Raw genomic sequence first — 13059 nt, 5'->3', positions numbered from 1 at the left:
ATGGGCAATGAAGGATAATTTCTCTGTACAGGCTGCCGCTTATGCCGCTTTTAGGCCGCATTACCCGCAGGAGCTGTATGATTTCCTTTACAGCCTGCCCATACCAAAAGACACAGCCTGGGACTGCGCCACCGGCAACGGGCAGGTGGCGGCAGTGCTGGCAAAAGTGTATAAAAAAGTATACGCATCTGACATCAGCGCGGCGCAGCTGCAGCATGCGCCTAAACTACCCAATATCTCCTACCTCACCTGTCCCGCTGAAAGCACACCCATACCCGACAAAAGTATAGATCTGGTTACAGTGGCCCAGGCGGTGCACTGGTTCCAGTTCGACAAGTTTAACCAGGAAGTGCGACGTATGTTAAGACCTCATGGTTGGCTGGCGATCTGGGGCTATGGCCTGCTGCAAACGGATGATGAGGGGCTAAATAACTTGATTCAGCAGTTCTACGCGCATACGTTAGGTCCGTACTGGGATGCGGAGCGTCGTTACATCGACGAAAAGTATACCTCCATTCCTTTCCCATTTAAAGAAACTACAACTCCTGAATTAAATATAGCGGTGGACTGGACGCGGCAGCAGTTTTTAGGCTACCTAAGTTCGTGGTCCAGCGTACAGCATTACCTGCGGCAGAACGGTGAATCGCCTATACCTGCTTTCGAAGGGCTGTTACAAAACCGGTGGCCATCCGATAAGAGCATAGGCCTCCGCTTCCCAGTATTTATGCAGCTTGGGCAAGTATGATCAGAAGCTTAGCCACACTGTCTGTAGCTGCTGTTAGCCTGAATCCTTTTGCTCTTCGTCTGGCTCTTGCCACTTTTCGTCTTATAAATTATCCCTAGGACCGTTTTAGAAGCTTAAATTATTTACTTTTGCCAAACTGTTGTAGCTACAATTAAACCTGTTGCTTCAGCATCCATCCTAAAGTATAAAATACATTGAGCAGCAACAACCAGGTTAAGGCAATGGCCATTTATCAGATCTTGGGTGGCCTGTTGGGCCTTGTACTCACCATTTTGGTCATGTTGAACGGCGATATAACCGTGACCCAGCAGGTGTTGCGCATGGGGGTGTTTGCCGGTTTGCTGTATGTGTTTTCCATACTTTGCGGACGCGTACTTTTCCGTAACCGAAAGCGGGGACTGCGACTTTCCCTTGTAAATCAGGTGCTACAGGTGCTGTATTTCTCTTTTGGGTCTATTAGTTTCCAGTATGTGGCCGGCCTCAGGGTTGGCATAGGCATGGATCTGGTTGGCAGCTGGATCTTTAAGTTCAGGATAGCCCTATCCTCTTTTCATTTCAGCATAGAGACTGATCTGGGACAGAAATATATTGGGATAAACCTAGTCGCGCTTTTTCTGATTTTCTGGATAGAGCGCCTACAGGAAAAACAACCTGCTACGTAATTTTACAATAGCTTAAACATTTTAGGCTTCAGAAGATTTAACCAAAGTATAAAAGGGTGCAGCTGCTCCTACGCTAAATAATGTATTCTTTTGGCACTTAAACGAGCCGCTATATCTTTGCAAACCGAATGAACATTCAATTAACAACCATACATGGAACCCATAGCAGATAAGAAGAGAGCAATTTTTGAAAGTATGCTGGAGCTGGTCAAAGAGAAAGGATTCCATGGCACCCCTATGAGCATGGTTGCCAAAAGAGCGGGTGTGGCGGCAGGCACCATCTACCATTATTTCGACAGCAAGGAAAAGCTAATCTGTGAGCTCTACCACTACATACAGCAGCAGGTTATCGAAATCGTTAAGCACGAGGACTGCACCGACATCTCCTTTAAAGAGTGCTTTTTTAATCTATGGTACGCCCTCTTTACCTACTACACTGAAAAGCCTAGTATACTGCGTTTCTTTGAGCAGTTTGTTAACTCGCCTTATAACACCAATAAAGATGAGTTTGGGAAAGATGAATTTCACCGGCTGCTTTTCCGCTTTTTTGAGCGTGGCATCAAAGAAGGCCATCTCAGACCAGTTAGCCCGAAGATTCTCGGAACTCTGGCCCATAGCAACATCATCTCCACCGTAAAGATACAGGCCTCGGGCAGGCTTACACTTCAGGATGGTGAGCTGGAGCAGATCCCGCTTATACTATGGGACGGCATGCGAAACAGGTAAACATTGCTTCACAATACGCGAGACTCCCCATTTACATTCAATTTGTTTTTTAACTCTTAAATCAGCATGATCAACCACTATGAGAAAACCGGCATGGCAGACACCTTTACATTTCTACTCGATAGAGGCTGCTTAGGATAAAAGCATATTTGCAACACCAAGTATATCAATTTTATAGAATGAAATTCATAAAACGTTTTAGGCCCTGGATGCTAGGATTTCTGTTTAGTCCTGGCCTCGCGCTAGGACAGGCAGCGACCCCGCCGACAGCTGAAAGCCTGACACTGGAGCAGTGCGTAGACTATGCGCTGGAGAACAGGGCCGCCGTGGAGCAGGCCCTGCTGGATGAGGCCATAGGCGACCGGGAGATAAAAGCAAACCTTTCGGGCTGGTTCCCGCAGTTAAACGCTACTTATGGTGGCACCCACAACATAAAGCTGCAGCAGCAGCCCTTCGGAGACCAGATCATTACGCTGGGCCAGAAGTATACGTCTAATGTGCTGTTGGAGGCGAATCAGACCTTGTACAGCAGTGAGTTGTTACTAGCATCCAAAGCCGCACGTTTCAGCAGGCTGCAACTGGACCAGCAAACCCTCAACACCAAGATTAACACGGTGGTAGAGGTAAGCAAGGCCTTCTATGATGTACTGCTTACGCAGGAGCAGCTCCGGATTCTGAACGTGAATCTGGCCCGCCAGGAAAAGCAGTATAACGATGCCAAAAGCAGGTATGAAGTGGGTCTGGTGGATAAAACCGATTATCAGCGGGCCGCCATTACCCTGGCTAACATCCGCAGCGACATAAAGCGGGCTCAGGAGGGGATTAAGGCAAAAGTTGCATACCTGAAGCAGCTGATGGGGTTGCCAATAGAGCAGGAAGTAGAGTTGGTGTATGCCTATGATAAAATGGAGCAGGCTGTATTGGTGGATACATCAGAGGTGATTGAGTTCGCGAACAGGGTTGAGTTGCAGCAACTGCAAACACAGCAGCAACTGCTACAGCTAAACACCGCCTACAACAAATGGAGCTTCCTGCCTACGGTTTCAGCTTTCGGCAACTATAACTGGCTCTTCTTTAACGATCAGTTCTCTAAACTCTACTCCCAGTCATACCCCACCTCAGCCGTTGGTTTAAGGGTTTCTGTCCCTATTTTCCAGGGCACCCGAAGAATTCAAAACCTGAGGATTGCGCAGCTGCAGGAAGATCGGCTTGATATTGAGATCGAGAATACCCGAAAAGCCATTAACACTGAATACCAAACTGCGCTGGCCAACTATAAGAGCGATTATACAGAGTGGCGCACCTTGCAGACAAATCTGGAAATGGCGCAAGAGGTGTACGATATCATCAAGCTGCAGTACGATGAGGGAGTAAAGGCTTATGTTGACCTCATCGTGGCGGAATCGGAGCTGCGCACCACGCAACTGAATTACTACAATTCGCTTTACAACGTGCTGGCAAGCAAGCTCGATTACCAAAGAGCGCTGGGCAACATCGACATCAACCCATAACATCATCACAGAAACAAAGAGAATGAAAAATAGAAACGCTTGGCTGCTTTCAGCCATACTCGGCTCAACTATACTTACATCCTGCGGAGGAGATAATGCCGGTCAGCAGCAGATGAACCCAGCAGCCATGGCCGTGCCAGTAACCACCTATAAAGTTGCTGCTGAAAATGTTACGGGCCAAGATACTTACCCGGCAACAGTTGTACCGCTACAGGAGGTAGAACTGCGCCCACAGGTGGCCGGATACATTACGAATATTTATGTGCAGGACGGGCAGCGCGTAAAGAAAGGCCAGAAGCTCTATGAAATAGACCAGAGCAAGTACCGGGCGGGCCTGCAGCAGGCGCAGGCAAACCTTCAAAGCGCTAAAGCTAACCTTGCCCGCGTGCAAAAAGACCTGGAGCGCTACGAAAGACTTGCCGAGAAAGACGCTATTGCGAAGCAGCAGTTAGATTACGCCCGCACAGAGGTACAGACGGCAAAAGCTCAGGTTGCGTCTGCAGAGGCACAGGTACAAAGCGCCTCTACCGATATCGGTTATGCCGTTATTAATGCTCCGTTTAGTGGTGTAATAGGTATATCTCAGGTTAGGGTTGGTGCACAGGTATCTCCGGGCCAGCCCTTGCTTAACACCATCTCTTCTGTGGATCCTATCGCGGTGGACTTTGCCATCAACGAACAGGAAATAGCCCGCTTCAGTAAATTTCAGAGAGGTGATCAGCCAGACTCTCTCTTTACCATTACGCTCAACAGCGGCGAAACCTATCCACACTCTGGTAAACTGTTGGCCATAGACAGGGCTATCGGGCGCCAGTCGGGCACAACTACGGTAAGGGTGCAATTCCCGAATCCTGACGAGGAGCTGATACCGGGCATGACGGTTAACCTCAACGTGCTGAATCAGGACATAGGCAACCAGATCGTGATTCCGTACAAGGCCGTTTCGGAGCAGCTCGGGGAGTTCTTTGTCTACGTGGTGCAGGGCGACTCGGCTGTGCAACAGAACGTGGAGCTTGGCACCAGATTTAATAGCAACATTGTAGTACGCGAGGGTCTTAAAGAAGGCCAACAGATTGTAGTGGAGGGTATTCAGAGGCTTCGCCAGGGTGCCAAAGTACAGGTAGGCGCTCCGGAAGGGGACCAGCCGAAGGCCACAGGCAAGAAGTAATTTCTAATTAACCTGCTAACGAATTTATTAAAGAAACATGATTTCAGATGTATTTATAAGAAGGCCCGTCCTCCATCGTGATCTCCATCGTGATCGTGCTGGTGGGTGTGCTGGCCATGTTAAACCTGCCCGTTACGCAGTACCCGGATATCTCCCCTCCTACGGTATCTGTTTCTGCAAACTATACTGGTGCAGATGCGCAGACGGTGGAACAGACCTTGGCCACTCCTGTTGAGACACAGATCAACGGTACGCCTGGCATGGCCTATATCACGTCTACCAATACCAGTACCGGCCAAATGAGTATGTCAGTAACCTTTGAGATTGGCACTGACATAGATATTGCCACCCTTGATGTGCAGAACCGAGCCAGTATTGCAGAGCCCAGCCTACCGGAAGAGGTAAGAAGATTGGGCGTAACTGTTCGCAAGCGTAACCCAAGCATCATGATGGTGATCGGTATATACTCGCCGAACCGCACGCACGATGTGCAGTTCCTGGATAACTACACGAATATTTATGTAAAAGATGCCCTGATGCGTGTAAAGGGCGTGGGTGATATTTTCTCCATAGGCCAGGATTTTAGTATGCGCCTGTGGCTACAGCCGGATAAGCTGGCGCAGTATAACATTGGAGTAAGCGAGGTTACTGCATCCATACAGGAGCAGAACCTGCAGGTGGCTGCCGGAACAGTGGGTGGTGCACCGCAATACAGCTCGCAGGCTTTCCAGTACCCGATTACAGTGACCGGGCGCCTGCAGACCCAGGAAGAGTTTGGGAATATTATTGTTCGAACTAATCCGGTTGATGGCTCTATAGTATACCTGCGCGACGTGGCCAGGATTGAGTTTGGCCAGTTCGACTATGGCAGATCAGCCCGTATCAACGGTAACCCTGCCACGATGCTGCTCCTCTACCAGGCACCGGGCAGTAATGCCCTCGACACAGCAGAAGGTATTTATGCCGCACTGGATGAACTGAAAGAATCCTTCCCTGCCGATGTAGACTATATTGTTTCTTTTGAGACTGTATCGGTTGTAGAGGCATCTATTAACGAGGTGGTACGAACGCTGGTGGAGGCGCTTATACTTGTTATTATCGTTGTATTCCTGTTCCTGCAGAGCTGGCGAGCCACCCTGGTGCCTATCCTGGCAATCCCGGTGTCTATTATCGGTACATTCGTGTTCTTTATACCGCTGGGCTTTACCATCAACACGCTCACCCTGTTCGGTTTCGTACTCTCGATCGGTATCGTGGTGGATGATGCCATTGTGGTGGTAGAGGCTGTACAGCACTACATCGACCATGAGCGGATTTCGGCCCGGGAGGCAACGCGCAAAGCCATGAAAGACATTACGGCACCTGTAATTGCCATTGCGCTTATACTTGCGGCAGTATTTATTCCGGTAGGTTTTATACCTGGTATCGTAGGCCGGCTGTATCAGCAGTTCGCGATCACCATTGCCATTTCGGTACTTATCTCCGCTTTCGTGGCCCTTACGCTTACGCCTGCCTTGTGCTCGCTCATGCTGAAGCCGATGAACGTGAACAAGAACTCGAAAGGTATTAACAGGTTCTTCTACCGATTTAACAGCTGGTTTGCCCGCACTACGGAATCTTATTCTGCGGGTGTACGCAGAAGTATAAAAGCTACGCCGCTGGTGCTTATCCTGCTTGCCTGCCTTTATGTGGGTACAACAGGCCTGTTTATGAATAAACCAACCGGTTTTATACCTACTGAGGACGAAGGCCGCATGTTTGTTTCCATGGAGTTACCGGAAGGTGCCTCAAAGTCCAGATCAGAGGCGATACTGCAGCAGATGGGTGAGATTATGGAAACAGTGCCTGCTATAAGAAACTACACTGCCATCTCCGGCTTGAACGCCATTAACTTCTCCTTTAAGTCAAACAGTGGCACCATCTTCCTGCAGCTGGAGCCGTGGGACCAGCGGCAGGAGAAAGCTGACCAGTTAGAGGGAGTGATGGCTGCGCTGCAGCAGAAATTCGCTGTGATCAAAGAGGCAAATATCATTGTGGTAGCTCCTCCGGCCATACCTGGTCTCGGCCAGTCCGGTGGTTTCAGCTTTGTGCTGCAGCAGCGCCAGGCTGGTGATGTAAAAGCATTGGAGCAGGTAATGGGCCAGTTCCTGGCAGCCGCCAACCAACGCCCGGAGATTGCCATGGCCTACAGCTTCTTTACGGCCAAAACCCCCGGCTACCACGTGGAGGTGGATCGGGAGAAAGCCAAAAGACTGGGCGTGAATATAGCGGATGTGTATGCCACCATGTCAACGTTTATGGGTAGCCGCTATGTAAACGACTTTACCCGCTACGGACGAAACTTTAGAGTGGTGGCCCAGGCCGACACCTCTTTCAGGATGAATATCGAAAGCCTGAAGCAATTCTATGTAATGAACAGGCAAGGCGAATCGGTTCCGTTAAGTGCGTTGGTAACGACAGAAGTAGAGGAACGAGCCCCGGTGATTTCACACTATAACCTGTTCCGCTCCGTGGATATTAACGGTAGCGCAGCCCCTGGCTACAGCAGTGGCCAGGCTTTACAGGCCCTGGAAGAAGTGGCAGAGCTGGTATTACCGGCAGGCTATGGCTACGAATTTACCGGCCTCAGCCGCGAAGAACTTGCCGCCGGCAGTAGCACGATCTATATTTTCTCGCTATCCATCCTGCTGGTGTTGCTGTTGCTGGCGGCCCTTTATGAAAGCTGGTCGGTGCCGTTCTCCATCCTGTTTGCCATACCTTTAGGAATGTTTGGTGCTATCCTGGCCTTAACCCTGCTGCCTAAACTGGATAACAACGTGTATGCACAGGTGGGTATGATCACACTGATCGGTTTGGCCGCCAAAAACGCCATTCTGATCGTGGAGTTTGCCAAAGAGCGCGTGGACCGGGGGATGGAGTTGATAGAGGCGACGATAGAAGCCGTTAAGTTGCGTCTGCGCCCGATCATCATGACCTCCCTTGCCTTTATACTTGGTGTGGTTCCGTTGGTGCTGGCCTCAGGTGCAGGTGCCGTGTCGCGGCAAACAATTGGCTGGGTGGTAATTGGTGGCATGTTAGCCGCTACGTTTCTGGCTATCTTTGTGGTGCCGGTACTATTTGTGGTCATCACCAGGCTGGCCTATGGTAAAAAAGGTTTGGCCGCGCTACAGGCACAAGGCAATACCTCACCTGACGAAGACGAAGGAGGAGATCCTGCCTATGTCAATCCGCACCAATAAACTACCAGAATAACCTATTTAAATTGTTAAGCAGCCCTGCCTTACTGAGGTGGGGCTGTTTTTTTTCTCCTCCTTTGTTAAACTCAGTTTTGATTGTACATGCTACCTCATATCGCTGTATTCCAACAAACTTTATACTTCAGGTAATATAATGACCTACCCTGAACGAACATATAAGGGCCAATCTGCTACCTCCAGCCTTTCCGCCATGTCGGATAAGGGCATGTAAGACTGCTTAGCGCTGTTACCTTTAGCTACAAGTCAAAGAATAAAAAAAGCCGCTCCTTAACTTAAGGAACGGCTTTTGAAGTATAAATTACTTTTAACCTAAGCTATTAAAAGCCACTTACATTCAGTCTTCCGCCAGATACACATTTACCGGATAAAGATGAGGTAGGCACTGCGCTGCTCATGATAGCGCTCTTAATGGCAGCAGCAGAAGAACCAGGGTGTGATGAAGCATAAAGCGCCACGCCACCGGTTACATGCGGAGTTGCCATGGAAGTACCATTGTAAGACGAATACGAGTTAAAGGCTGTGGTTGAGTAAATAGCAGAACCCGGGGCGCCAATGTCTACAGTAGTAGCACCATAGTTAGAGAAGGAGGACTTCGCGCCTGAAGAGGTTATAGCCGCAACAGCTATAATGTTGTCCAGCGTGTAATTAGACGGGTAGCTAGCTACTGCATCATTGTCATCGCCTACGCCATCGCTGCCACCGTTGCCAGCTGCAGCCACAAACAGGATATCATTGGCCTGAGCACGTTCTATGGCATCGTAAAGCGCCTGAGAGAAGCCGCCGCCACCCCATGAGTTATTGCTGGCTACGATGTTCATGCCATGGCGATTCTTCAGGTCAGTCAGGTAATCGACTGCTTTGATCGCGTTGGCAGTAGAGCCGCCTCTGCGACCCAGGAATTTGCATGAGATCATGGCCACGTTCCAGTTTACACCCACCACGCCAGCACCATCGTTTTTGGCACCAATAGTACCTGCTACGTGTGTGCCATGGTCGTCAAGGCTTCCTCTGTTGCCACCGTCGTATACTTCGTTGTCGTTGCCATCAAAGTCCCAGCCATGAGTGTCATCAACATAGCCATTACCATCATTATCTACTCCATCAACCGGATCATAAGGGTTTGTCCATACCTGGCCCTGCAGGTCCGGGTGGGAATACTGAATACCTTCATCTATAATACCCACTACTACAGAGGCAGAACCTGTGCTGCCACTTGCCCAAGCCTCGGCTGCCTGGCTGCCAAACTGGTTGGCAGGCGAAGATGCATCGCCGTACATACCCCAAAGCGAACCGTTGGTAAAGTATGGATCTGACGAAGTTGCATTATGTGTGTAAATGTAATTTGGTTCCGCATACTCAATCTCTGCCGAACCTTTAATTTTACCGATAGCCTCTAGAGCTGCCATTGGGGTGTACACAAGGTGCAAACCTTCCTTGTCGCCGAAACGCTCCATCGTTTTGGTCAGAATTCGCTCCTTCACCTTACCATTGATGCGCGTTAACACTGCTGCTTTTACATCGTTTGATGTCCCTGCTTTGAATTTTACCAGCACTTCGTTTGCCACCATTTGCTGGCCAATAGCACCCTTTGCCTGTGCCTCATCAGTCGCGGCAAACGCGTCATCCTCTAAAACCGATTCTTTGTCGCAGCTGGTCAGAAACATAGCCGACACAACAGCTAAAGCAAGAGCAGGCTTACCTACTCTGAAATAATTTTTCTTCATGTACTTAATTTTTAGGTGAGATATTTTAATAATCTAAATAGAAGAAATATTATTGCTGTTCTCAAGGAAATGTTTGCCACTAAAGTAACATAGCATAAACTACTTGATTACACCTCTTTACTAGGCTGTAATTCACTTGTTACTAGTAATTCACGCATTATTCACGGGTTAATAAATGCCAAAAGTAACATAGGGTAAATCCATTGATATTTCAATAAACATGAAAAGTTAAAGATAGCCATAACACAAGAGCCCCTGCCATAACAGCAGAGGCTCTTGTGTTAGCGAATGCTTTATACTATTGGCCTTTGCCGCGCATCTGCTTCTCCATGGCATCCCACATTTCCTGTGGTATCTGGTCGAACGAATTGAATTCCCCGGCACCATAAAGCCACTCCCCTCCGTCTATGGTTACCACCTCTCCATTCACAAAGGCTGCATAATCAGAGACTAAGTATGCCGCTAGGTTAGCCAATTCCTGGTGCTCCCCGAAACGACCTACAGGAATTCTTTTTACGGGGTCCAGCTTTTCGGCGAGTTGTTTTGGGAATAGGCGTGTCCAGGCACCTTCGGTCGGGAAAGGGCCAGGCGCAATGGCATTGGAACGGATACCATACTTGGCCCACTCCGATGCCAGCGAGCGTGTCATGGCCAGCACACCGGCTTTGGCGCAGGCTGAAGGCACTACATACCCTGAGCCGGTCCAGGCATAGGTGGTTACAATGTTAAGTATGGCTGCTTCCTGCTTCTGCTCAATCCAATGCTTGCCAAGGGCCAGGGTGCAATTATAACTACCCTTCAGCACGATGTCCGTGATCACGTCAAAAGCTTTATGGCTCAGGCGCTCGGTGGGGCTGACAAAGTTGCCGGCGGCGTTGTTCACCAGCACATCTACGCTGCCGAAGCGGTCGATGGTTGCTTTCAGCATCGCTTCTATCTCGCCATACTTGCGCACATCGCAGGCGATGGGCAAAACAGTGCCACCTGTCTCCTCCTCCAGCTCTTTGGCTGTCTGCTCGAGCACTTCCAGCTTGCGGCTGCAGATAGCGGCATTGGCGCCCAGTTCCAGAAAGTATTTCACCATAGAACGGCCCAGTCCCGTACCACCACCGGTTACGATGATGGTTTTGCCTTTCAGAGCGCCCTCTTTTAACATTGGTTCAGCTTTAATCATAGGTCTATCGTTTAAGGTTATGCGGCTATACGTTATCTAGGTTTAAACCAGAGATAAGTATAGTGTTGATCTCATTTTTATCAATATACTCCTTTTATCAAAATTAAAGGCAAATGAATAAAGAGCAAATACAGAAAGAGCTGATGCAGGCTGTGGACGGGCTGCTGATGCAAAGTGAGATAGAGGCCCCTTTCGAGTTTGTATACCTCGAGCTGCCCGGTGACAAGCAGCTGACACCTGACGATGTAGTGGAGCACGCCGGTAAACCTTCGGGTATGGCCGTTAAGGTGCAGGAACTGGATGAATTTATGCAACAGGTGCAAGGCGTAGACTCCGATGTGAGGGAAGAAACGCCAGACGGCAAGGCTGCCTTCCGGCACTTAACATCTACACTGAAGCGCCTGCTGCAGAACGTGAAAGTGTACAGCATTTCCCAGATCGGAACGGAAGTATACATACTCGGCAGAGCAGAAAAAGGGAAATACGCAGGCTTGCGCACCATGGTAATTCAGGACGAAGCGACGATAAAGGAACAGGAGGAGTAGCCTTTTCCTAAAAATGATCCTGCAGCAGCTTGTTTACAGCTATGATACCGCTCAGGCAAACACCAGGAATTCCCTGGCCGGGGTACACGGTATCGCCGCAGAGGTAGGCACCGCGGTGGTCTAAACGGGCATCTTTCATCTGCCAGGGCTTTATGCGGCGGTACTGGGGGTAGCCGCCCACTGCACCGTAAGCCCGTTTGGTCCAGAAGATCCAGGCACCGGGAGTCGCAGCCTGTACAGAAAGTATACTTTCCCTGCGGATTAGGCCGCGCTCAACCAGCACGTCAAGTATGGCCATTTCTATACTTTGTTTATCCTTGACCACGTGCAGCTGCGGATCATGCACATGGGTGCTAATGCTGGCCACCATCTCCCCTGCCGGTGCTCTTGCGGTATCCTGCGGATGGCTGAAGCTGATAAAGATACTCTTGCCGCCTATTCCGGGGACCCCCTGCGGCACATGTACCTGGTGGTGCAGCACCTCCTGCCGCTTCTCCTCAGCGCGCAGTACCAGCGACATGGTAAACGCTCCGTTCAATTGTTCGCTCTCAAGCAAGTATGGCTTTAGGCGTTGCTTAGTTTTTTGATCCTGAAAGAGCAGCAGCGTATTGTTCAACGGAATCCCGGAGATCACAAACCTGCTTTCGAAGCTTTCTTTATTTGTGTCCAATCTGTATCCATCAGCTAGAGTTGCCACCGCCTGTACTTCTTGGCCATATTTTATACTTGATCCATTAGCAAGAATATATTGCTCCACAGGTTTAACCAGGTTGATCAGCCCACCGGGTACATAGTAATTGCTATAGAGGGTGTAGCAAAGTGCTGTTGCTCCGAACAGCTCATTAACCTCTGGCAGGTAGCTCTGCGCCGTTATCAGCAGCTGCTCGTTCACAAAATCGACAAACAACTGGTTTTGCAGCAGATCATACTTGCGCAGCACGTCTTCCATCGTCAGAAATGCCCCGGGCAAAAGCTTCACCTGACCGGGTCTGGCACGTAGCCCCGAAAGCAGCAGATCTTTAAAATTGGAGAAAGGAAAACTCTGCTGCTGCAGCGAGGAGCGCCATACTTGCTGGCTCATGCTGAAGCAATGCTCCCAGAACGGGCGCTGGTTATACTTACCGAACACTCTTTCCGCTTCAGCAATCCAATCGTGCAGGTGGGCATGCCTGGTTAGGGTTTGCCCATCCGGCAGGTGTACCTGCATCGGTATCTGTAGTTGCTGAAGCGGCACCTGAATACCGGTTTCATCCAGAAAATGGCGCAGCGGCATGTGCTTGTCCAGGCCAACCAATGTGGTGGCGCCTGTTTCGAACCAGTAGCCTTTTCGTTTATAGGAAGTGGCGCAGCCGCCTGGGTACTTGGCCTGTTCCAGCACGCACACCTTCAGCCCACGCTTCGAAAGCAGGGCCGCCGCCGTCAGAGAACCGAAGCCGGAGCCAATTATCGCCACATCATATTTCATTTATACTTTACTTTGTGCCACTTTTAACAGAAGTATTGCCATTCTAAACCATGTGGGGCACGTATTGTTGTGGAAGTATAAA

Annotated in this window: 9 protein-coding genes and 1 pseudogene; 7 read left to right on the top strand and 3 right to left on the bottom strand. The window is 49.7% G+C overall.

Translation table 11 applies throughout. From position 1 onward, the window contains the following. The first annotated feature begins 7 nt into the window (after positions 1-7). The 6 genes and pseudogenes from OO017_RS05120 to OO017_RS05095 all read left to right on the top strand — a co-directional run bounded on the left by OO017_RS05120 (position 8) and on the right by OO017_RS05095 (position 8051). A complete protein-coding gene (locus OO017_RS05120) occupies positions 8-745 on the top strand; it encodes a class I SAM-dependent methyltransferase (RefSeq protein ID WP_266051377.1) in 738 nt (245 codons plus the stop codon). 221 nt (positions 746-966) lie between these two features. Further along, positions 967-1407 carry a hypothetical protein gene (locus OO017_RS05115; RefSeq protein WP_266051376.1) on the top strand — a complete coding sequence of 147 codons (441 nt, stop codon included), beginning with the start codon at positions 967-969 and terminating at the stop codon, positions 1405-1407. A 153-nt stretch (positions 1408-1560) separates the two neighbouring features. Beyond that, entirely contained in the window at positions 1561-2133 is a 573-nt protein-coding gene (locus tag OO017_RS05110; protein ID WP_266051375.1) for a TetR/AcrR family transcriptional regulator, read from the top strand. A gap of 209 nt (positions 2134-2342) precedes the next feature. Continuing rightward, positions 2343-3644 (top strand): TolC family protein, encoded by a 1302-nt coding sequence (locus OO017_RS05105; RefSeq protein ID WP_266051374.1) that lies wholly within the window; start codon positions 2343-2345, stop codon positions 3642-3644. A 22-nt stretch (positions 3645-3666) separates the two neighbouring features. After that, entirely contained in the window at positions 3667-4812 is a 1146-nt protein-coding gene (locus OO017_RS05100; protein ID WP_266051373.1) for an efflux RND transporter periplasmic adaptor subunit, read from the top strand. A gap of 37 nt (positions 4813-4849) precedes the next feature. After that, a pseudogene (locus tag OO017_RS05095) lies at positions 4850-8051 on the top strand (efflux RND transporter permease subunit). A gap of 335 nt (positions 8052-8386) precedes the next feature. Here the strand turns inward: OO017_RS05095 and OO017_RS05090 are convergent. Both OO017_RS05090 and OO017_RS05085 read right to left on the bottom strand, forming a co-directional pair. Next, entirely contained in the window at positions 8387-9793 is a 1407-nt protein-coding gene (locus OO017_RS05090; protein ID WP_266051372.1) for a S8 family peptidase, read from the bottom strand. Between the two features lie 298 nt (positions 9794-10091). Beyond that, complete coding sequence (locus tag OO017_RS05085) at positions 10092-10967, bottom strand: SDR family oxidoreductase (RefSeq protein ID WP_266051371.1); 876 nt, start codon at positions 10965-10967, stop codon at positions 10092-10094. Positions 10968-11080: 113 nt separating this feature from the next. On the opposite strand from OO017_RS05085, the gene OO017_RS05080 reads away from it, so the two are divergent. Further along, positions 11081-11512: a nuclease A inhibitor family protein gene (locus OO017_RS05080; RefSeq protein WP_266051370.1), complete on the top strand. Its 432-nt coding sequence runs from the start codon at positions 11081-11083 to the stop codon at positions 11510-11512. A gap of 7 nt (positions 11513-11519) precedes the next feature. Here OO017_RS05080 and OO017_RS05075 read toward each other — a convergent pair whose 3' ends face one another. Further along, positions 11520-12977 carry a phytoene desaturase family protein gene (locus OO017_RS05075; protein WP_266051369.1) on the bottom strand — a complete coding sequence of 486 codons (1458 nt, stop codon included), beginning with the start codon at positions 12975-12977 and terminating at the stop codon, positions 11520-11522. Between the last annotated feature and the right edge of the window lie 82 nt (positions 12978-13059).

This window comes from Pontibacter anaerobius (assembly GCF_026241195.1).
In the GTDB taxonomy this organism is placed as follows: domain Bacteria; phylum Bacteroidota; class Bacteroidia; order Cytophagales; family Hymenobacteraceae; genus Pontibacter; species Pontibacter anaerobius.
Note: the sequence above shows the minus strand (reverse complement) of the source record. Positions and strands in the feature narration are given on the sequence as shown.